Source organism: Benzoatithermus flavus (assembly GCF_037908215.1).
Classification (GTDB): domain Bacteria; phylum Pseudomonadota; class Alphaproteobacteria; order Geminicoccales; family Geminicoccaceae; genus Benzoatithermus; species Benzoatithermus flavus.
The window spans coordinates 115728-136207 of record NZ_JBBLZC010000012.1; the positions used below are offsets into that span (position 1 = coordinate 115728).

Here is a 20480-nt window from a genome sequence, read left to right on the forward strand (position 1 = left end):
GCACGTCGATCTCGGTTGCCTCGTCCGTCGGCCGATGGCGACGCGGATCTGTGCGAGGAGCGGTTGTTGAGATACGTCCTTCCGGCTGCGGCCGTCGTCCTGCTGCTTTCCGCCCCGGCCTGGGCCGAGGTGAACACCGGGGTCTATGTCGAGGGCCAGGTCGGCTACTCGTTCCCGGAATCGGTTGATGCCGGCGTCGGCGGGATCGACGGCGACATCGACCTCGAGGAGGCGCCCGTCTTCGGTGGCGCCATCGGCTATCGATTCACGTATGCCCGCCTCGAGCTCAACGGCTCGTATCGCAAGTACGACGTGGACAAGGTCCACGCCGAGGGCCTGAGGAGCGGTGGCGACGGTGAGGCCACCTCGGTCGTGGGCCTCGTCAATCTGTTCATCGATCCCGACCTCGGCCTGCCGGTGCATCCGTTCGTGGGCGGCGGCGTCGGTGCGGCCTATGTGGAGGTGGATACCGGCAACGATTCCCCGCTCGAGGTCGACGACGAGGCCGGTGCCTTCGCCTGGAACCTCTCGGCCGGCCTCACCTGGGACATCACCCCGAGCGTGGCGCTGAGTGCCAGCTACCGCTATCTCCGCCTCGCCGGCACCGACTTCTCGGCCGACCTAGCGGGTATCGACATCGGCGACGTCGATGTCGACGACGTGGTCTCGCACGAGGTGCTCCTCGGTCTGCGTTATACGTTCTGACGTCGCAGCAGGACCGCAACGCGCTTCCCGACGACCTCGTCGTCCACGTGGGCCAGGTGATCAACCTCCGGCCGCCGAGCAGGCGCGTGAGGCGCCGCAGCGCCCTAAGCAGGCAGCCGGCACTCGACCGTGCGGAACTTGCGACCGGGTGGCGGGTCCAGGCTGGGCTCGCGCCTGGGCTCGATCACCGCATCGCTGCCCACGATCGAGGCCAGCACCGTGCGGATGTCGCGCGCCACCTCCGCCTCGCGCTCCGGCGGGCTCTCGAAGCGCACGGTGAAGGTGGAGAGGTCGTGCTGGATCACCTGATAGCGCTGGAAGCCGGGTATCCGGCCGAGTGATACCGTGATGCGATAGGGCGAGACGGTCTGACCGTCGCGTAAGCGCACGGCATCGACGGCCCGGCCTTCCACCGCCTCGAGCCGTGCGAGACGCCGGCCGCAAGCACAGCGCCCTTCGGGGCCGCGCCGGGCCAGGTCGCCGGTGCGGTAGCGGATCAGCGGCATGCCGTAGAGCTCGAGGTTCGTGATCACGAGGCTGTGGCTGTCGCCGTGCCCGGTCGGCACGAGCTCGATCACGGCCGTGTCCTCGCTCAGGTGATAGCCGGCATGGTGCGGGCACTCCCACGCCATCGGTCCCATCTCGGTGAGCCCGTAGATGTCGAACACCGGCGCCTGGAACGCCTCGCCCAGGAGGCGTCGCGTGCCCGGATCGAGCGATTCGGCGGTGGTGATCACGGCATCGAGCCGCGGCAGCGTGGCTCCTTCGGCGCGTGCCGCCAGCACCATCTGCCGGAGCGGCGTCACGAGGCCGTAGAGCACGTGCGGGCGGAACGCGCGGAACTCGGCCAGCATCCGCTCCGGTGTCTCCTCGTCCGAGACGTAGCGCCAGCGCAGGAGCGGCCGCGAGCGCTTCGCGCGCTCGTCCGTGATCAGCATCATCCGGTGCCGGCCGAGCCGGTAGCCCGCCACCGTCAGCGCGCGCAGGAACAGGGCGTTGCGGATTTGCAGGAAACGCGCGTCGTAATAGGTCGTCATCGGGCGCCCGGTGGAACCCGTGGTGCGCGCGGCCGTGAGTTCCTCGAGGCGATAGGCGCTGCTGACGATCGTGCCCGGCTCCGCGGTCTGCAGGTCGGGCTTGGCCGTGATCGGCACGCGCGTCAGGTCCTCGAGCGTGCGGATCCGGCTCGGATCGATGCCGGCTTCGTCGAACAGACGGCGATAATGGGGCACGGTGGCATAAGCATGCGGGATCAGCCGACGCAGCTTCTCCTCCTGCAGTGCTCGCAGCCGGTCGCGGTCGAGCCATTGCGAGGCCAGGAGCGAGCGATAGGCCTGAAGCATGCGCAAGGGTTGCATCAGGCGGCCCCTCGCGCCATGGCGCGGCTCTCGGTCCTGCGATGCATCTCGGGCAAGGCTCGTCGGTTCATGCGGGGCTCACATCGTCGTCGTCCCATCTCGGCGCTCTACGTTTAGCCTGTCCGGGGGTCAAGCCAGGAGAAGCGAAGATCCGCCCGGCGCAGTGAGGTACTGCCGGCCGCCGGCATCCTGCATCATCGGCCGCACAGGAAACGGAGGCAAAGAAAAGGCCGGCGCGCTGCCGCACGCCGGCCCGGTCATGGAGAAGGTCGGCAGACCGCGCTCAGGGGCGCCAGGCTGCAACCTTCTCGGGGTTGGCGGCGATCCAGCGCTTCGCGGTCTCGGCCGGGTTGGCGCCGGGCTCCTCGTTCTCCACCATCATCGCCTGCTCGTCCTCGAGCGAGATCTTGAACTTGTCGAGGATCGCGTAGGCCTCGGGCATGTCCTTGTCGAGGCCCTTGCGCACGATCGTGTGCACGGCCTCCTCGCCGCCGAAGGTGCCTTTGGGGTCGGCCAGGTATTTCAGGTTGAACTTCGCGAACATCCAGTGCGGCGTCCAGCCGGTGACGACGATCTGCTCCTTGCGGGCGATCGCGTCCTTCAAGGCGCCCACCATGGTGGCGTCGCTGCCCTCGATCAGCTTGATCTTCTTGAGGCCGTAGTCCTTGAGCGCCTTGTCGGAGGCGCGCATCAGGCCCGCACCGGGATCGATGCCGATCACCTTGTTGCCGACGATGTCCCCCTTGGTTTTCAGATCCTCGATCGAGTTCAGCGGCGAATCGGCCGGCACCACCCAGCCGATCTTGGCCCCTTCGGCATTAGGGCCGAGATCGACCACGCTGTCCTTGAGCTTGGCATAGTAGGCGCCGTGGGTTGCCGGCAGCCAGCCCGCCACCATGGCATCGGCCTCGCCGGTCGCCACCGCCTGCCACATGGCAGCCGCCGCCAGCGGGGTCGTGGTCACCTCGTAGCCGGCATCCTCGAGCACCGCCTTGACGAGGTTGGTCGCGACCACGGTGTCGGACCACTCGACATAGGCGAGCTTGATCTTGCCCTTGGAGGCGGCATCGGCCTGAGCGGTCGCGAGCCCGGTCGCGAGCAGCGCCACCGCTGCCATCTTCATCAGCTTGGAGAGCATGCAGACTCCTTGATCTACCGTGTGCGAGGGGAAGGGGGGAGGCCGCGCCTACTCCGCCTGCAGCCGGCGCGACATGTTGTGGGTGATGCGATCGAGGATGATCGCGAGGATCACGATGGCGATGCCGGCCTCGAAGCCCTGGCCCGCCTCCAGCCGCTGGATCGCGCGCCAGACCTCGCCACCGAGCCCGCCCGCGCCGATCATGGCGGCGATCACCACCATCGACAGCGCCAGCATGATGGTCTGGTTGATGCCGGCCATGATCGTGGGCGCTGCCAGCGGGAGCTGAACCTTGGCCAGCTTCTGCCAGGGACTCGCCCCGAACGCGTCCGCGGCCTCGACCAGCTCGCCCGACACCTGCAGGATGCCCAAGGCCGTGAGCCGGATCGTGGGCGGCATCGCGAACACGATCGTGGCGAAGCAGGCCGAGACGGCGCCCAGGCCGAAGAACGGGATCGCCGGGATCAGGTACACGAAGGACGGCATGGTCTGCATCATGTCGAGGAAGGGCCGCAGCACCTTCCACAAGCGCGGGCTCAAGGCCGCCATGACACCGATCGGGATGCCGATCAGCAGCGCCAGCAGGGTCGAGACCGCGACCAGCACGACCGACTGCACGGTCGCATCCCACAGCTCGAGATTCCACAGGAAGCCCAGGCCCAGGGCGGTCAGGAGCGCCACCTGCCGGCTGGCGAGCCGCCAGGCGAGCAGTGTCAGCACCGCGATCGTCGCCCAGGGCGGCACGTTGGTCAGGAAGCTGGTGGAAGCTTCGATCCCGCCTGCCACCACATGGCTGAGACCCCGGGTCACCCCGGAGATCTCGACGGTCAGCCACGCGAGGGCGCGGTCGCAGATCTCGGCGAGAGGGAACTTGGGAACGGTCCAGTCCATGCGGCCTCTTTCCGATCGGCCGCACCGGCATCCGCGCCGGGCGGCGTTTGCTGATGGGCCAGGGCGGCGACCACGGCCCTGGCGGTGAGCACACCGAGAAGGACACGGTTGTCGTCGACGACCGGCACGGGCTCGCGACATCCCGCCAGTACCGTCAGCGCGGCCTGCAGGGATGCATCGCCGCGCACGACCGGCCCGTTGCGGACAGCGAGGTCGCCCAGCGTCGTGCGGTCCGGGTGCACGACCGCGTCCAGAAGGTCGCCCGCCACCGTCCCGACCAGGCGCCCGGCCTCGTCGACGACGCACAGCGTCTCGGCTGCGGCCGCAGGAAGCCGTGCCGGCAGATCGGCGATCCGCAAGCCCTCCCGGAAGGTCGGAGGCGCGGACTCGGCGATGCGCCCGGCGGTGAGCACGGAGAGGACGTTGATGTGCTCGACGAAGTCGGCGACGTAGTCGTTGGCAGGGGCCGCGAGGATCTCCTCGGCCGTGCCGATCTGGACGATCTCGCCGTCCTTCATGAGGACGATCCGGCCACCCAGGGCAATGGCCTCGTCGAGATCGTGGCTCACGAAGACGATCGTTTTCCTGAGCTGGTTCTGGAGCTGGACGAGCTCCTTTTGCATCTCGCGCCGGATCAGGGGATCGAGCGCGGAGAAGGCCTCGTCCATGAGGAGGATGGGAGCGTCGGTCGCGAGTGCTCGGGCGAGGCCCGCGCGCTGGCGCATGCCGCCGGAGAGCTGCGAGGGCAGGGCCTTCTCCCAGCCCTTCAGGCCCACCTGCTGGATCGCCTGCATGGCCCGGTCGCGGCGCTTGATGGGCTCCACACCCTGGATCTCGAGGCCGAACTCGACGTTCTCCTGGATGGTGCGGTGCGGGAACAGCGCGAAATGCTGGAACACCATGCCGAAGGTCTTGCGGCGGAACGCGCGCAGCTCGACCGGCTTCAGCGTGGTGACGTCGACGCCATCCACGAGCACGCGGCCGCGGGTCGGCTCGATCAGGCGGTTGAGGCAGCGCAGCATGGTGGACTTGCCGCTGCCGGAGAGACCCATGACGACCAGGATCTCGCCCTCGGCCACGTCGAAGCTGACGTCGCGCAGACCCAGCACGCAGCCCGTGGCGCGGTTGATGGCCTCGCGCGGCTCGCCGCGGTCGAGACGGTCGAGCACGGCCTGGGTCACGTTGCCGAACAGCTTGGTGACGCCCTCGACCTTGATCCGCTGCCGACGCTCGCCGCTCATGCCTGCGTTTCCTCCCTGAGGTTCATCGATTCCTCGACGGTTCTGCCGGCGATCGGTCACGCTGCGCGGCACCCCGGCTCGTCCGCGATGCCGAGATGCGCCGACAGCCGGCGCACGTACCAAGTGGTGAAGGCGTCGACCAGACTCTCGGTGAAGGGGGAGTACGGGCCCGGCCGATAGGCCTTGGAGCGCACGCCCGCCTGGGTGTAGCCGACGAGCTCACCGTCCTGCGCGTTGGTCGCGATCCAGACCTCGGTGAGCCGCTCGAGGTCGTAGTCGACACCCTCCACCGCGTCCCGGTGCACGAGCCACCAGGTCCGTACCAGCGTGCGTTCGGGCGAGAGCGGGATGGCGGAGAAGTGGACCGTGTGGTCGCTCATGAAGTGATGCCAGCTATTGGGCTGCGTCCAGAAATGGAGCCCGCCCAGCTTGGGCTCGGTGAACGAGCCCAGAAGCTTCCGGCACGCGATCTTCGTGCTCATGGTCTGCGATTCGCCGGCCCCCGACAGCACGAGGCGCTCGGTGCGGAACCCGGTCGGCCGGGTCACGAGGTCCTCGATCGGGCCCACGGGCAGGCCGCAGGCCGCCCAGCGGGCACGGAAGCTCTCCTTGGCCGCTTCGTAGGCAGCGATCTCGGCTGCCTGCTCGGGGCTGATATCCGCAGGATCGAAGCCGAAGCTCGGCGGAAAGAAGGAGAGGCCGAGCTCGGGGTGGTTGCTGCAATGGTAGCACTCACGATTGTTCTCCATCGTGAGCTTCCAGTTGCCCTCCTCGATCAGGTCCATCCTGTGCGCGACCTTGCAGTGCCGCAGATCGTGGGGAGCGATAAAGGGCGCCATGGTCGCGGCCATGGCGTCGAAGTCGGCGGGCGGCTCGTCGGCGAGGCAGACGAACAGGAGCCCTTCGAGGTTCCGGAGATGGACCGGGACGAGCCCGTGGCAGGACCGATCGAAGCTCTCGCCCATGTGCTCGGCGTGGAGCAAAGCACCGGTCAGGTCGTAGGCCCAGTGATGATAGCGGCAGACGATGTTGCCGACCGAGCCACGCTCCTCGTGCAGGAGCCGGGCGCCGCGGTGCCGGCAGAGATTGTGGAAGGCGCGCACCTCGTTGTCGTCGTCGCGGACGATGACGATCGACTGGCGGCCGATCCCCACGGTGACATAGTCGCCGGGCTCCGGCACGTCCGGCTCGACGCCCACGAAGATCCAGTGCCGATCGAAGATCGCCTCGAGGTCGAGATCGAAGACCGCCTGACTCGTGTAGAAGGGTGCTTCCAGGCTGTAGCCGGGACGGCGGCGGCGCACGAGATCGCGAATGTCCGGCAGGCTGACGTCGAGCATCGGCACGCTCCCAAGGGGCAGGTGGCCGGTGCCGGTCGAAGGCGACCCGCACTCGGGAAGACCTTCACGAGCATTGGATGAAGAGGTCAGCCGACGAGATAAAGAGATGACGTTATCGCCTGCCTGTCTTCGCAATCATCGACATCAACCATCGATGTCGGGCGACAATCGACGTTGGGATGTCCATTGCCCGTGGAGCGCCGGATGCCATCCGTGAAGCAGATTGCACCGGATTGGGGGAAGGCCGATGACGACTGTTGCTTCGGATCGACGGCCCCGGCCGCTCGGGGGCAGACTATGCATTCGTGATCGGGGTATTTGCGTATAATGGACGTCTATATGCGTGAATCGGACATCATGCATCCGCGAATGACGGCAGCGGTAGGTGCAGCGCTTTGACCGTTTGGCCGAGGCCCCGCCATCGTCGACCCTCAGCGCCTCCTCTGGCTGCGCCGCCGAAGGAAGAACCCGTGACGGTCAGGAGAGGAGGACCGTGCCCGTCCTCTCCTGCGCTGCATCAGGTCGCGTAGCTCGGGTCCTCGTTGTCGAGAATCGCCTTCAGCTCGTTGAAATGGGCCTCGGCGAAGCCTTCGTACTCGTCCCATTCGCGCGCCATCGCAGCTGCCATGTTGTCGGAGACGGGATGGAGCTTCCGGCCGGTAGAGTAGGCGAGGACGAGGTGCTGACAGGCCTTCTCGAGATAGTAGAGCTCGTCGAAGGCGTGCGCGACCGAGCGGCCGGTGACGATGACGCCATGGTTCTTCAGGAACGCGATCGGCTTGTCGCCGAGCGCTTTCGCGATCCGCTCCCCCTCGTCCTGGGTCAGGGCGAAGCCGCCATAGGCGTCGTCGTAGGCGATGCGGCCGAAGAAGCGCATCGAGTTCTGGTCGATCGGCAGGAGCCGGCTGTCCTCGAGGCTGGTCAGCGTCGTGGCGTAAGGCATGTGCGTGTGCAGCACGCAGCGGATCTCGGGCCGCAGCCGGTGGAGGGCGCTGTGGATGCACCAGGCCGTGGGGTCGGGCGCGTCGGGGCGCTGCATGACCCTGGGGTCGTCCACGTCGAGGAGGAGGAGGTCGCTCGCCTTGATGCGGGCGAAGTGGCGCCAGCGCGGGTTGATGAGGATGCGTTTGCCTTCGGGGTCGAGGGCGAGGCTGAAATGGTTCGCCACCGCCTCGTGCCAGCCGAATCTGGCCGTCAGGCGGAACGCGGCCGCGAGATCGATGCGCGCCTGCCGTTCGATGGTGTCGATGTCAAGCCTCGTGACCGTGGCCGCCGCCATTCTCGCCTCCTCTTTCGTCGTGTCGTCGGCCCGTGCAGGATAGGGCGGCAGCGAGCAAGAAGCAAAAGAGGACGACGCATGCGGCAACAGCCGGATATCGTGATGATCATGGCGGACCAGCTCACGGCGCTGGCCTTGCGCGCCTATGGCCACCCCATCGTCCGCTCGCCGCACATCGACCGCCTTGCGGCCGAGGGCGTCGTCTTCGAGAACGCCTACTGCAATTTCCCTTTATGCGCGCCGTCGCGCGCGGCGCTCATGAGCGGCCGGCTCGCGACCCGGATCGGGGCTTTCGACAATGCGGCCGAGTTCGCGGCCTCGATACCGACCTTCGCCCACGGACTCCGGGCCCTGGGCTATCGCACCTGCCTCTCGGGCAAGATGCACTTCGTGGGCCCGGATCAGCTCCACGGCTTCGAGGAGCGGCTCACCACCGACATCTACCCCGCCGACTTCGGCTGGACGCCGCACTGGGACGCGCCCGAGGAGCGGATTGACTGGTGGTATCACAACATGATGTCGGTGAAGCAGGCCGGCATCGCCGAGGCCACGAACCAGCTCGATTTCGACGACGAGGTGGGCTTCCAGGCCGAGCGCTGGCTGTCGGAGCGGGCGCGCGAGGGTGAAGGGCGGCGCCCCTTCTTTTTATGCGTCTCGTTCACCCACCCGCACGATCCTTACGCCATCCGCGAGGAATATTGGAACCGCTACCGCGAGAGCGAGATCGATCTGCCGCGGGTGCCGCCGCTGCCTTGGGAGACCATGGACCCGCACAGCCGGCGGCTGACCCAGGTCTCGGACATGGGTGCCGTGACGATCACCGAGGAGGACGTGCGCCGCGCCCGGCACGCCTATTACGGCGAGATCTCTTATGTCGACGATCACGTCGGCCGGCTGATGGCGGCGTTGCGGCGCTTCGGGCTCGCAAGGGACACGATCGTCCTCTTCACGGCCGACCACGGCGAGATGCTGGGCGAGCGGGGCTTATGGTACAAGATGCACTTCTTCGAGTGGGCGCTCCGGGTGCCGCTGATCGTGACCGCACCCGGCCGCTTCGCGCCCTCCAGGGTGGCGAGTCCGGTCTCGCTCGTGGACGTGATGCCGACCCTGCTCGATCTCGGAGGCGGGACGCCCGATCCCGTGCTCGCGGGCGACGGGGCGAGCCTGGTACCCTGGCTCGAGGGCAGACCCGTGGCGGACCGGCCGGTGCTCGCCGAGTACACGGCGGAAGGGGCGCTCGCCCCCATCCTCATGGTACGCGACGGCAAGCTGAAGCTGATCTGGAGCGAGGCCGACCCGCCGCTCCTCTTCGACCTCGCGCGCGATCCGCACGAGCTCACGAATCTCGCCGTCGATCCGGCGCACGCGGACGAGCTGGCGCGGCTGACGGCACTCGTCCACCGTCACTGGGAGCCGAAGGCGCTTCACGAGCAGGTGCTGCAGAGCCAGCGCACCCGGCGCTTCGCCTGGTCGGCCGTGATGACGGGCCAGTACACGAGCTGGGATTACCAACCCCATACCGACGCGAGCCGACAATACATGCGCAACCATCTCGACCTCAACGAGGTCGAGGCCGGGCGACGCTTCCCGCCGCCGCGACCGTGACGGCGCTCGGCAACGCCGCCCTCTACTTCCATCCCGGCGCCTACCTCACCGAGCGGGAGGACCTGAAGGGGCGGCACGCGGCCGGGGAAGGTTTCTTACGCGGCTTCTTGAGCTTTGCCGCGATCGACCGCGTCCATGCCTATGCGGACACGCCCGAGCACGGGCGGCTGTTCGCGACGATCGCGGCCGACCCGGCGCTCCCGCACCACGATCTGCCGCGGACCGTGCTCGGGCCCGGTTCGTGGTCTCGGCTCGGGGAAGCGGGAGCCGTGCACGTGCCGAGCCCCGAGCTCGACCGGTTCGCGTGGCTGCGGCGCCGCGGCGACCAGCGGGCGTTCTCGATCACCGGTGTGACCCACACCACGGCCTCCCGCGAGGCGATGCGGCTGATCGGCTCGCTCCTGACCTGGCCCGTGCAGAGCTGGGACGCGCTGGTGTGCACCTCGACCTGCGTGCGCCGGACCGTCGAGGATCTCCTGGCCGGACACGAGGCATACCTGCGCGAGCGGGTGGGCGCCGCCGCCGGCATCGTACGGCCGCAGCTTCCGGTGATCCCGCTGGGCGTGGACATGGCGCGCCTGGCGCCGCCGCCCGAGGAGGCAGCCCGGCTGCGCCGCGAATGGGGCATCCGGCTCGGCATTGCAGATGCCGACCTGGTCGTCCTGTTCGTCGGCCGGCTCAGCTTCCATGCCAAAGCCCATCCGCTGCCGATGCTCGTGGGCCTCGAGGAGGCGGTCCGTGCGCTGCGGCCCGAGGGCACGGTGCATCTGGTCCAGGCCGGCTACTTCGCGAACGAGGGGATCGAGCGGCGCTTTCTGGAGGCCGAGACGGCGCTGGCACCCACCGTCCGGCACCACCACGTGGACGGACGGACGGTCGAGGCGCGGCGCGGGATCTGGCACGTCGCCGACATCTTCTGTTCGCTTTCGGACAATATCCAGGAGACCTTCGGGCTCACCCCCGCCGAAGCGATGGCGGCAGGCCTGCCGGTGATCGCCTCGGATTGGGACGGCTATCGCGACACGGTCGTGCACGGGCAGACCGGCTTTCTGATCCCCACCACGCTGGTGCCGGCCGAGGCGGGGACGGCGGTGGCCGAGCTCCATGCCGACGGACGGCTGAGCTACGATCGCTATCTGCTCGAGACCTGCATGCTGGCTGCGGTCGACCCGGTCGCGACCAGAGAGGTGTTCGAGGCGCTGCTCGGCAGCCCGGAACGTCGGGCGGCGATGGGAGCGGCCGGGCGGCGGCGTGCGGCCGAGCGCTACGACTGGCGGGTGGTGATCCGTCAGTACCAGGAGCTGTGGGGGGAGCTCGCGGCCCGACGCGAGCACGAGACCGAGACCGCGCCGCGTCGAACGAACCCCGACGGGCGGACCGCACCCGCCGATCCGTGGCACCCGAATCCGCTCGAGCTGTTCTCGTGCTATGCCAGCTACCAGCTCGGGCCGGCCAGCCGCCTGCGGCGTTCGCGCCTGCGGCGCGAAGCAGTGCGAGAGGCCGCCCGGCTCGGGATGGTGAACGTCGAGGGTGCGTTGACCAGGGGCTCGCCGCTCGCCAGCGAAATCCTGTCCCGGATAGCAGCGGTCGAGCACGGGCTCACGCTGGATGCGGTGCTCGCGAGCCTGCCGACGGAGCGGCGGGTGGCGGCGCTCCGCGCGATCGGCTGGCTGCTCAAGATCGGCGCGCTCGAAGCCCGGCCGGGCTGAGACGGCCACAGGGAAGGAACGGCGGCATGGATCTGCGCGAGCTCGACGGTCGGCGTGTGCTCGTGACCGGCGGGACGGGCTTCGTCGGGCGGCATCTCGTGCGTACCCTGGCCGAAGGCAGCGACGCCGCGATCCGGCTCCTCGTGCGCTCGGCCATGACCCCGGAAGATCTGCCGGCGGCGGTCCGGGGCAGGGCCGGGCTCGTGCGGAGCGATCTCGGCGAGCCCGAAGGCCTGGCCGCGGCCTGCACAGGGGCCGACATCGTGCTCCACGCCGCCGCCGTCATGCCCGGCCAGCCGGGCGCCAGGCTGTCGCTCGAGGATTATCGCCGGGTGAACGTCACAGGGACGCTGACCTTGGCCTTGCTGGCGGCGGAGGCCGGAGCGAGGCGGTTCGTGTTCGTCTCGAGCACGGCCGCCATGGGCGCCCCGCCGGTGCCCGAGGTGGACGAGACGACGCCGTGCCGGCCGACCAGCCCTTACGAGGTGACCAAGCGCGCAGCGGAGGAAGGGCTGCTCGAGCTGGGCCAGCGCACCGGCCTCGAGGTCGTGATCGTGCGACCCTGCCTGATCGCGGGCGAGGGGCAGCGCGGCGGCGTACTCCTGAAGCTGTTCCGCCTGTGCAGGAAGGGCATGTTCCCGGTGTTCGGCGGCCGGCTCGACGTGCAGAAGCCGCTCGTCGACGTCGAGGACGTCGCACAGGCGCTGCTGCTCGCTGCGATCCGCGGCAGGGCGGGCGAGATTTACCTCGTCACCTCCGGTGTGCGGCATACTTTACGCGAGATGCTGGAGATCGCCGGCAGCCTCGTCGGCAACCCGCGGCCCTGGCGCGACATCCCCCTGCCGCTGGCCCGCGCGGCGGCGTTCCTCACCACACCGGTCGCGAAGGCGGTCGGCATCGAGCCGCCGCTCTCGCCCGAACGGCTCGATCTCTTCATGGCCGACCGGGCGATCGATATCGGCAAGGCGCGGCGCGAGCTCGGCTACGCGCCGCACTACCGCGATCTGCGCTCGATGCTGGCGCGCACCTATGCCTGGTACGGGATGAGCGGTCAGCTCTGAGATCGGGTAGAATGGGCGCTCCAACCACCGGGCGGGCAGGAGGTGATGGTGGACGTCGCGGCATGGCTGCGCGGGCTCGGGCTCGGGATTTACGAGGAGGCCTTCCGTGCGCAGGCGATCGATGCCGACGTGCTGCCGCTGCTGACGGCCGAGGACCTGAAAGAGATCGGTGTCGGCCCCGTCGGCCACCGCCGCAAGCTGCTCGCCGCGATCGCCGCTCTGCGGGACGGGACGACGCCGGCTTCCGATGCCGCGGCCGAGGCCGAACGGCGGCAGGTCACGGTCCTGTTCTGCGACCTCGTGGGCTCCACCCCGCTCGCCGCAGCGCTTGATCCCGAGGATCTGCGCGAGGTGATGAGCGCCTACCACGCGGCCGCCGTCGAGGCGGTCACGCCGCTCGGTGGGCACATCGCCAAGTTCCTGGGTGACGGGATCCTGGCCTATTGGGGCTGGCCGCGAGCGCTGGAGGATGCCGGCGAGCGCGCAGTCCGCGCCGGACTGGCCCTGGTCGAGGCCGTGGGTCGGCTGTGCGCCGGCAGCGGTCCGCCGCTGCAGGCGCGGGTCGGGATCGCGACCGGGCTGGTCGTCGCCGGCGACCTGATCGGCAGAAGCGCTGCACGCGCGGAGATCGTGGGCGAGACGCCGAACCTGGCGGCGAGGCTCCAGGCACTGGCCCTGCCCGGTGCGGTGGTGGTGGCGGAATCCACCCGGCGGCTGATCGGCGAGGGCTTCGCTTGCGAAGATCTGGGGGAACGGCGGCTCAAGGGCTTCCCTGCTCCGGTCCGGGCCTGGCGGGTGATCGGGGCTGTGGCGGAGCCGGGCACGGCCGAGAGCGCGACACCGCTCGTCGGTCGCGAGCGGGAGATGATGTGGCTGCTCGAGCGCTGGAGGCAGGCGCGAGGAGGGACGGGGCAGGCGGTCCTGCTCGTGGGCGAGGCCGGGATCGGCAAATCCCGCATCGCCGACGCGCTACAGGAGCGGATCGAGGGCGAAGCCTGCCTCGTGCGGCGCTACGCCTGCTCGCCCTTGCGCGAGACCAGTACGCTCCATCCGGTGCTGCCGGAGCTCGAGCGGGAAGCCGGCTTCGCCCGTTCGGACCCGCCGGAGGCACGGCTGCGGAAGCTCGCGGCCGCGCTCGGTCTCGAAGGCGCCGATCTCTCCGCCGTCACGGAGCTCCTGGGCATCGCAGCCGGCGCGGAGCTGCCCGACGAGACCGGGGCGGCACGACGCAAGGCGCGGGCGCTCGAGCTCCTGGCGAGCCATCTCCTGCGCGGCTCGCATGTCCGCCCGCTGCTGCTCGTGTTCGAGGACGTCTACTGGGCCGACCCGACCTCGCAGGCGCTCCTCGCACGGCTGGTACAGCGGGCCGTATCCTCGTCGGTCCTCCTGCTCGTGACCTCGCGGTCCGGGCGCGTGCCCGGCTGGAACGATCTCCCGCACGTGTCGATCCTGCCCCTGGACCGACTCGGCCGCGAGGATGGCGCGGCGCTGGCCGCCGTAATCGCGGACGGCAGGGAGCTGCCGCCCCTGGTGCTCGAGCGGATTCTGGACCGTGCCGACGGCGTGCCGCTGTTCATCGAGGAGCTGACGCGGGCCGTGGTCGAGATCGGTCCGGTGGAGATGGACGGTGCCGCCGGCTCGATGCCGGCGCCCGCCATTCCGGAGACGCTGCAGGACAGCCTGATGGCCCGGCTCGACCGGCTGGGACCGGCGAAGCAGGTGGCGCCGATGGCGGCGGTCATCGGGCAGAGCTTCCCGCTCGAGCTCCTGCGTGCGGTTCTGCCCTGGTCCCCGCACCGGCTGCAGGAGGCCCTGGCCGCTCTCGTCGCCGCCGGCCTCGTGCGCCGGCTCCCGGAAGAGGACCAGCCGGTCTATGCCTTCCGGCACGCTCTGATCCGCGAGGTCGCCTACGAGACGCTGCTCCGCGAGCGTCGGCGCCAGCTCCATGCGCGCGTCGCCGAGGCGCTGCGGCAGCGCTTCCCCGGAACCCCACCCGAGCTCCTCGCCCAGCATCTGGCTCGCGCCGGGGCGGTCCGCGAGGCGGCCTGGCAGTGGCTCGAGGCCGGCGAGCTGGCCTTGCGCCAGGCCGCGACGTCCGAGGCGATGGCCCGGCTCGAAGCCGGGCTCGACCTCGCCGCCGCCCTGCCGCCGGACGACCCCGACCGACGGCGGCTCGAGGCGCGGCTGCAGCTCGCCATCGGACAGGTGCTGAGCCTCGCTCGCGGTCGGGCGGCGCCCGAGGTCGGCCGTGCCTTCGAGCGGGCCTACGAGCTGTCGTGGCAAGAGGACGAGGCGGCTCCCGTCCCGACCGCAGCACTGCTCGGGCTCTATGGCTTCCATTTCCTCCGCGCCGAGCTCAACGAGGCCCGGATCGCGGCCGACGAGCTCCTGCGGCGGGCGGAGTGGCAGGGCGATGCCGAGCTTCTGGTCGCGGCGCGCGCCATCGGCGGCTCGATCACCTTCTTTCTGGGCCGGCTCGCGGAAGCCGAAGCTTCGCTCGGCGCGGCGCTCGCGGACGAGGCGGCCATGCGGCGCTCCGCCTTCGATACGGCCTACGGCTTCCAGATAAGGCTCTCGAGCCTCGCCTATCGCTGCTCGGCCCTTCTCGTTCTGGGCCATCCGGATCAGGCGAGGGCGCGAAGCCGTGCGATGCTGTGCGAGACGGCGATCCCGGACCGCGAGCCCGGTGCCCTCGCTGTCGTACTCTTCTCCGACGGCATGATGAGCCAGCTCCTCCGCGATTCCGAGGCGGTCCGGGATCGGGCGGAAGCGCTCCTCGCGCTGGCCCGCGAGCACGATCTCTCCTTGTGGCGCGCGGGCGCTGCGATCCTGCACGGCCGGTCGCTCGCGGATCGGGGCGAGCTCGCGGCCGGCATCCGCTCGATGCGCCAGGGCATCGCGGCCTGGCGGGCGACCGGGGCGGAGCATCTCGTTCCCTATTTTCAGGCCCTTCTCGCCGAGGCTTGCGCCAGGGCCGGGCGCCCGGCGGAAGGGCTGCGGCTCCTGGAAGACGCGCTCGCCCGGACGGAGCGCACGGGCGAACGCTGGTGCGAGGCGGAGCTCTTGCGTCTCAGGGGCGAGCTGCTCCTGCTGCGCGCACCCCGCCATCGTGCGGCAGCCGAGGCGAGCCTGCATCGCGCCCGCGCCATCGCCGCGCGGCAGCACGCGCGCTGGTGGGAGCTGCGGGCAGCCGTGAGCCTCGCCCGCCTCGTCGCCGGTCACGATGGGGTGAAAGCGCGGCGCCTGCTCGCCCCCGTCTTCGATCGCTTCACCGAAGGCTTCGCCACACCCGACCTGCGCGAGGCGAAGGCGATTCTGGAGCAGCCAGACCCGGCCGCGGTGCAACCGCGCCGCCACTGACCGTCCGTGCGGCGGAACAAAACGGCCATGCACCCCGTTGTGAGCCCCGCTGCTGCAACGCAGCAGGATCTTGCCCGCCGTTGTTCAGGAGACGACCATGGTCGCCCACGACTTCTCCAGCCAAGCCCGTTCGTACAAGGGGGTCTTGCTCGGCGCCGCCGCGGCCCTGGGTGCCGCCGCGCTCTGGAATTATGCCGGAGCGCGCAAGGCGGAGCGCCGGCACCCGCCGCGCGGCCGCTTCGTCGAGATCGACGGCGTGCGGCTGCACTATCTCGAGCGCGGGCGCGGCCGGCCGGTGGTGCTGCTGCACGGCAATCTGACCATGGCCGAGGAGATGGCGGCGAGCGGACTCTTCGACCGCGCCGCCGAGCGCTACCGCGTCGTCGCCTTCGACCGGCCGGGCTACGGCTACAGCGACCGCACCCGCGACCGGGTCTGGACGCCGGCGGCGCAGGCCGACCTGCTGCACGAGGCCTTCCGCCGGCTGGGGCTGGAGCGACCGATCGTGGTCGGCCATTCCTTCGGCACGATCGTCGCCTTCGAGCTGGCCCTGCGTCATCCGGAGGCCGTGAGCGCCCTGGTCCTGCTCTCGGGCTACTACTTCCCCACTGTGCGCGCCGAGGTTCCGCTGCTGGCACCTCCGGCGATTCCGGTCGTGGGCGATGTCATGCGCTACACGGTCTCGCCGCTCCTCGGCCGGCTGGCGTGGCCCGGCATCTTGCGCCTCCTGTTCGGGCCGGCTCCGGCCACACCGGGCTTCGAGGCGCTGGAAGGCATGATGCTGCGCCCGTCGCAGATCCGGGCGAGCGCTTCGGAGAGCGCTGCTCTGGTGCCCGCAGTGGCAGGGCTCCAGCACCACTATCGCGAGCTGCGCGTGCCGGTCGTGATCGCTGCCGGCGCCGACGATCACTTCGTCGGCACGGAGGACCAGTCGGTGCGGCTGCACCGGCTCCTGCCGCAGAGCGAGCTGCGCGTCGTTCCCGGCGCCGGTCACATGGTCCACCATACGGCACCCGAGGCGGTGCTGGCCGCGATCGATCTCGCGGCGGAGCGGGTCGGGGCGGCTGCCCGGCTGCGCATGGCGGCCGAGTAGCGGAACAAGGTCCGTGGCGGGCGCGTGGACCTGATCCCTGTCCGAAAGCTCGGAGGATTTCCCGATGGCGAACGACACGGAGCATCAGCGCAACAAGGCTGCGAGCGGCAGCAAGCAGAGCACCCCCTCCGGGGGCGGCGATGCGGTCCAGAGCGCGCAGGAATGGGGCGGCGGCTCGAAAGGGTCGAAGGGCCCGGTGACACAGGACGACGAGAGCAACCCGAGCTCGCGCGCCAGGAGCTGAAGCCTGGAGGCGTCGGCCTCAACGGTCGGCGCTCTCCATGACCCGCTCGCCGCGCGCTTTCCTGGCTTCGCGCTCGGCCAGCGTGCGGTCGAGCCAGCCCAGCTCCATCTCGGGCACGGAGGAGAGGAGGAGGTCGGTATAGGGATGGTGCGGCGGGGTGAGGACCTCCTCCTTCCGGCCCTGCTGCACGATCTTCCCCTGGTACATGACGACGATGTCGTCGGCGATCGCCTTCACGGTCGCGAGGTCGTGGGTGATGAAGAGGTAGGAGAGGCCGGTCTCGGCCTGAAGCCGCAGAAGGAGGCGCAGGACGCCATCGGCGACCTGGGCGTCGAGCGCGCTCGTCACCTCGTCGCAGATCATCACCTCGGGCTCGGCGGCGAGCGCCCGGGCGATGCACACGCGCTGTTTCTGGCCGCCGGAGAGCTCGGCGGGGTAACGGCCGGCGAAGCCGGCGGGCAGCTCCACCTCCTCGAGCAGCCGCAGGACCCGGCGTCTGCGCTCGGCACCGCGATGGCCGAAATAGAAGGTGAGGGGTCGGCCGATGATCTCTTCGATGGTCTGGCGCGGGTTCAGGGCCACATCCGGCATCTGGTAGACGAGCTGGATGCGGCGGAGCTGGTCCTTGCTGCGCTGGGCCAAAGCCCCCGGCAGCCGCTCGCCCGCGAGCCAGATCTCGCCCTTGAGCGGTGGCAGGAGGCCGGTGACGACGCGGGCGAGGGTCGATTTGCCCGAGCCCGATTCGCCGACGATGGCGACCGTGCGCCCGTGGTCGAGGCGCAGCGTGACGTCGTGCAGAACCCGGAGCAGGCCGTAGGCGGCATCGATGCCGCGCACCTCGAGCGAGGGGATCTTCCCGGAGGGCGGCTTCATCACACCCCCGACCCGGTGCACGTTCACCAGAGCCTTGGTGTAGGCCGCGCGGGGCGCGTGCAGGATCTGGGCGGTCGGCCCCTCCTCGACCAGCTTGCCGTCCTTCAGGACCATGATCCGGTCCGCGATCTGGGCCACGAGCGCCAGATCGTGGGTGATGTAGAGGGCGGCCATGCCCTCGCAGCGGATCGCATCCTTGATCGCGGCCAGCACCTCGATCTGGGTGGTGACGTCCAAGGCCGTGGTCGGCTCGTCGAAGACGATGATGTCGGGCTTCGGCACCATCGCCATCACGGTCATGGCGCGCTGGAGCTGGCCGCCCGAGACCTGGTGCGGGTAGCGCTGGCCGAAGCGCTCGGGGGCGGGCAGGCGCAGCTTGGCATAGAGCCGGCGCGCTTCGGCTCTGGCCTCGGCGATGCTGTAGCCGCCGTGCTGGACGGCGGCCTCGACGATCTGGTCTTCCAGCCGGTGCGCCGGGTTGAAGGCGGCGGCGGCGGACTGGGCGACGTAGGCGACGTTGACGCCGCGGATGGTGCGAAGAAGGCCGGGCGGCGCGCCCAGGAGCTCCTTGCCGCCGAGGCGGATCGAGCCGTGCACGAGCCGGCAGCCGTGACGGGCGTAACCCAGGCTCGCGAGGCCCAGGGTCGACTTGCCGGCACCGGACTCGCCGATCAGGCCCAGGACCTCGCCGCGCTTCAGGCGCAGCGAGATGCCCTTGACGATCTCGAACGGCTCGCCGCTCTCGCCCTGGCCGGTGATGTGGAGATCGTCGATCTCGAGCAGGTTGGTGGTCATGAGGTCAGGCCCTTCGCCGCACGGTCGAGGAGCGCTCGAGCTGCCAATCGACGACGAGATTGACGCCGATCGTGAGGATGGCGATCGCGGCCGCCGGGATCAGGGGCACGATCAGGCCGAAGCTGATGGCGTTCGCGTTGTCCCGCACCATGCCGCCCCAGTCGGCGGCAGGCGGCTGGATGCCGAGGCCCAGGAACGAAAGCGAGCTCAGGAACAGGAAGGCGAAGCAGAAGCGCAGGCCGAACTCGGCGATCAGAGGCGGCAACGTGTTGGGCAGGACCTCGCGGAAGATGATCCAGGGCAGCCGCTCGCCCCGAAGCCGCGCCACCTCGACATAGTCCATGACCGCGACGTCCATGGCGACCGCCCGGCTGAGCCGGAAGACGCGGGTGGAATCGAGGACGGCGATGACGAGGATGAGGGTGAGCAGGGAGGGCGGCAGCACGGCCAGGACCACGAGGGCGAAGATCAGGGTCGGGATCGCCATGATCGTGTCGATCAGGCGCGAGAGCACGAGATCGACCCAGCCACCAACCACGGCCGCGACGTAGCCCAGCGTCATGCCGAGCGCGAAGGAGAGAAGGGTGGCGGCGAGCGCCACGCCGATCGTGTTGCGCGCGGCCCAGAGCATCCGGCTCAGGATATCGCGGCCCAGGCTGTCGGTGCCGAGCGGGAAGGTGGTGGAGAACGGCTCCCACACGTCGCCCACGATCTCGGCCTCGCCGTGCGGGGCGAGCCAGGGGCCGAAGATGGCGGCGAACGCGAAGACGAGCACGATGAGAAGGCCCGCCTTGGCGGAAAGCGGCATGCGCGCGAACGTCTTCACTTCGGGTGCCGCAGGCGGGGGTTGGCGAGGATGGAGAGGATGTCGGCCGTCATGTTCAGGAGGATGTAGGTGGCGGCGAAGATCATCCCGCAGGTCTGGACCACCGGCACGTCGCGCTTGGCGACGTGGTCCACCATGAGCTGGCCCATGCCGGGATAGACGAACACGACCTCGACCACGACCACGCCCACGACGAGATAGGCGAGGTTGAGGACGACCACGTTGATGATGGGCGAGAGCGCGTTCGGAAGCGCATGGCGCACGGTGATGCGCCAGCGGGAAAGGCCCTTGAGCTCGGCCATCTCGATGTAGGGGCTTGCCATGACGTTGACGATCGCGGCCCGGGTCATGCGCATCATGTGCGCGATGACGACGAGCGAGAGGGTTGCCACCGGCAGGGCCACCGCGCCCAGCTTCTCCGGGAGCGCCATGCCGGGATAGATACTGGCGAGCGAGGGGGCCACAAGGAGCTTCACGGCGAAGATGTAGATCAGAAGATAGCCGATGAAGAACTCGGGCATCGAGATCGCGGCCAGTGTCACGATCGAGATCGTCTTGTCGATCCAGGTCTCGCGGAAGCGCGCAGCAAGGATGCCGAGGCTCACGGCCACCGGCACGGCGACGAACGCTGCGACCCCGGCGAGGAACAGCGTGTTCGTGAGCCTTCCTGCGATCATTTCGGCGATCGGCTGCTTGTTGGCGAGCGACATGCCGAAGTCACCGCGCAAGAATCCGAACAGCCAGTCGAGGTAGCGGATATGGGCCGGGCGATCGAGGCCGAGCTCCGCCCGGATGTTGGCGACGGCCTCGGGCGTGGCCGACTGGCCCAGGATCGCCTGGGCCAGATCGCCGGGCAGGAGCTGGGTGCCGATGAAGATCAGCACCGAGACCACGAGGAGCGTGCCCAGGCCCAGCGCCAGGCGCTGGGCCACGAGCTTCAGGAGCGGATGAGCACGCACGGC

General features: G+C 69.6%; 16 protein-coding genes. 7 read left to right on the forward strand and 9 right to left on the reverse strand.

Annotated elements, in window-relative coordinates; translation table 11 throughout:
• Positions 1-66: 66 nt before the first annotated feature.
• Positions 67-705 carry an outer membrane protein gene (locus tag U1T56_RS13425; RefSeq protein ID WP_418159994.1) on the forward strand — a complete coding sequence of 213 codons (639 nt, stop codon included), beginning with the start codon at positions 67-69 and terminating at the stop codon, positions 703-705.
• Positions 706-809: 104 nt separating this feature from the next.
• On the opposite strand, the gene U1T56_RS13430 is transcribed toward U1T56_RS13425, so the two are convergent.
• The 6 genes from U1T56_RS13430 to U1T56_RS13455 form a co-directional block, all read right to left on the reverse strand.
• The gene (locus U1T56_RS13430; protein ID WP_418159995.1) at positions 810-2063 is read right to left on the reverse strand and encodes a phenylacetate--CoA ligase family protein; all 1254 of its coding nucleotides are present in this window, start codon (positions 2061-2063) and stop codon (positions 810-812) included.
• Positions 2064-2346: 283 nt separating this feature from the next.
• Positions 2347-3201 (reverse strand): glycine betaine ABC transporter substrate-binding protein, encoded by an 855-nt coding sequence (locus tag U1T56_RS13435; RefSeq protein WP_418159996.1) that lies wholly within the window; start codon positions 3199-3201, stop codon positions 2347-2349.
• A gap of 48 nt (positions 3202-3249) precedes the next feature.
• On the reverse strand, positions 3250-4092 hold the full coding sequence (locus U1T56_RS13440) for an ABC transporter permease (protein WP_418159997.1): 843 nt from the start codon (positions 4090-4092) through the stop codon (positions 3250-3252).
• Positions 4029-5333, reverse strand: coding sequence for a quaternary amine ABC transporter ATP-binding protein (locus U1T56_RS13445; RefSeq protein ID WP_418159998.1), 1305 nt, complete (start codon positions 5331-5333; stop codon positions 4029-4031). Before U1T56_RS13445 ends, U1T56_RS13440 begins: the two co-directional genes overlap by 64 nt.
• 56 nt (positions 5334-5389) lie before the next feature.
• Positions 5390-6673, reverse strand: coding sequence for an aromatic ring-hydroxylating oxygenase subunit alpha (locus U1T56_RS13450; protein WP_418159999.1), 1284 nt, complete (start codon positions 6671-6673; stop codon positions 5390-5392).
• A 517-nt stretch (positions 6674-7190) separates the two neighbouring features.
• Positions 7191-7952: a class II aldolase/adducin family protein gene (locus tag U1T56_RS13455; RefSeq protein ID WP_418160000.1), complete on the reverse strand. Its 762-nt coding sequence runs from the start codon at positions 7950-7952 to the stop codon at positions 7191-7193.
• 78 nt (positions 7953-8030) lie between these two features.
• On the opposite strand from U1T56_RS13455, the gene betC reads away from it, so the two are divergent.
• The 6 genes from betC (at position 8031) to U1T56_RS13485 (ending at position 17024) form a co-directional block, all read left to right on the forward strand.
• Positions 8031-9557 (forward strand): choline-sulfatase, encoded by a 1527-nt coding sequence (betC, locus tag U1T56_RS13460; RefSeq protein WP_418160001.1) that lies wholly within the window; start codon positions 8031-8033, stop codon positions 9555-9557.
• Positions 9554-11266 carry a glycosyltransferase family 4 protein gene (locus U1T56_RS13465; RefSeq protein ID WP_418160002.1) on the forward strand — a complete coding sequence of 571 codons (1713 nt, stop codon included), beginning with the start codon at positions 9554-9556 and terminating at the stop codon, positions 11264-11266. The genes betC and U1T56_RS13465 overlap by 4 nt, the downstream gene beginning before the upstream one ends.
• Positions 11267-11292: 26 nt before the next feature.
• Positions 11293-12327 carry an NAD-dependent epimerase/dehydratase family protein gene (locus tag U1T56_RS13470; RefSeq protein ID WP_418160003.1) on the forward strand — a complete coding sequence of 345 codons (1035 nt, stop codon included), beginning with the start codon at positions 11293-11295 and terminating at the stop codon, positions 12325-12327.
• 45 nt (positions 12328-12372) lie between these two features.
• The gene (locus U1T56_RS13475) at positions 12373-15687 is read left to right on the forward strand and encodes an ATP-binding protein (protein WP_418160004.1); all 3315 of its coding nucleotides are present in this window, start codon (positions 12373-12375) and stop codon (positions 15685-15687) included.
• Between the two features lie 97 nt (positions 15688-15784).
• Complete coding sequence (locus U1T56_RS13480) at positions 15785-16780, forward strand: alpha/beta fold hydrolase (RefSeq protein WP_418160005.1); 996 nt, start codon at positions 15785-15787, stop codon at positions 16778-16780.
• A gap of 64 nt (positions 16781-16844) precedes the next feature.
• On the forward strand, positions 16845-17024 hold the full coding sequence (locus tag U1T56_RS13485) for a hypothetical protein (protein WP_418160006.1): 180 nt from the start codon (positions 16845-16847) through the stop codon (positions 17022-17024).
• 18 nt (positions 17025-17042) lie between these two features.
• Here U1T56_RS13485 and U1T56_RS13490 read toward each other — a convergent pair whose 3' ends face one another.
• Genes U1T56_RS13490 through U1T56_RS13500 form a run of 3 tightly spaced genes read right to left on the reverse strand, consistent with a single transcriptional unit; the run spans position 17043 to position 20477 of the window.
• Positions 17043-18692, reverse strand: coding sequence for an ABC transporter ATP-binding protein (locus U1T56_RS13490; RefSeq protein WP_418160007.1), 1650 nt, complete (start codon positions 18690-18692; stop codon positions 17043-17045).
• A 4-nt stretch (positions 18693-18696) separates the two neighbouring features.
• Positions 18697-19518: an ABC transporter permease gene (locus U1T56_RS13495; protein ID WP_418160008.1), complete on the reverse strand. Its 822-nt coding sequence runs from the start codon at positions 19516-19518 to the stop codon at positions 18697-18699.
• Positions 19515-20477 carry an ABC transporter permease gene (locus tag U1T56_RS13500; protein WP_418160009.1) on the reverse strand — a complete coding sequence of 321 codons (963 nt, stop codon included), beginning with the start codon at positions 20475-20477 and terminating at the stop codon, positions 19515-19517. The genes U1T56_RS13495 and U1T56_RS13500 overlap by 4 nt, the downstream gene beginning before the upstream one ends.
• Positions 20478-20480 lie beyond the last annotated feature (3 nt).

What these genes read in the sequence shown, in the direction of transcription:
- U1T56_RS13430 (WP_418159995.1), bottom strand. Translation starts at nt 2,063, where the DNA reads ATGCAACCCTTGCGCATGCTTCAGGCCTATCGCTCGCTCCTGGCCTCG.
- U1T56_RS13435 (WP_418159996.1), bottom strand. Translation starts at nt 3,201, where the DNA reads ATGCTCTCCAAGCTGATGAAGATGGCAGCGGTGGCGCTGCTCGCGACC.
- U1T56_RS13440 (WP_418159997.1), bottom strand. Translation starts at nt 4,092, where the DNA reads ATGGACTGGACCGTTCCCAAGTTCCCTCTCGCCGAGATCTGCGACCGC.
- U1T56_RS13445 (WP_418159998.1), bottom strand. Translation starts at nt 5,333, where the DNA reads ATGAGCGGCGAGCGTCGGCAGCGGATCAAGGTCGAGGGCGTCACCAAG.
- U1T56_RS13450 (WP_418159999.1), bottom strand. Translation starts at nt 6,673, where the DNA reads ATGCTCGACGTCAGCCTGCCGGACATTCGCGATCTCGTGCGCCGCCGC.
- U1T56_RS13455 (WP_418160000.1), bottom strand. Translation starts at nt 7,952, where the DNA reads ATGGCGGCGGCCACGGTCACGAGGCTTGACATCGACACCATCGAACGG.
- betC (WP_418160001.1), top strand. Translation starts at nt 8,031, where the DNA reads ATGCGGCAACAGCCGGATATCGTGATGATCATGGCGGACCAGCTCACG.
- U1T56_RS13470 (WP_418160003.1), top strand. Translation starts at nt 11,293, where the DNA reads ATGGATCTGCGCGAGCTCGACGGTCGGCGTGTGCTCGTGACCGGCGGG.
- U1T56_RS13475 (WP_418160004.1), top strand. Translation starts at nt 12,373, where the DNA reads ATGGTGGACGTCGCGGCATGGCTGCGCGGGCTCGGGCTCGGGATTTAC.
- U1T56_RS13480 (WP_418160005.1), top strand. Translation starts at nt 15,785, where the DNA reads ATGGTCGCCCACGACTTCTCCAGCCAAGCCCGTTCGTACAAGGGGGTC.
- U1T56_RS13485 (WP_418160006.1), top strand. Translation starts at nt 16,845, where the DNA reads ATGGCGAACGACACGGAGCATCAGCGCAACAAGGCTGCGAGCGGCAGC.
- U1T56_RS13490 (WP_418160007.1), bottom strand. Translation starts at nt 18,692, where the DNA reads ATGACCACCAACCTGCTCGAGATCGACGATCTCCACATCACCGGCCAG.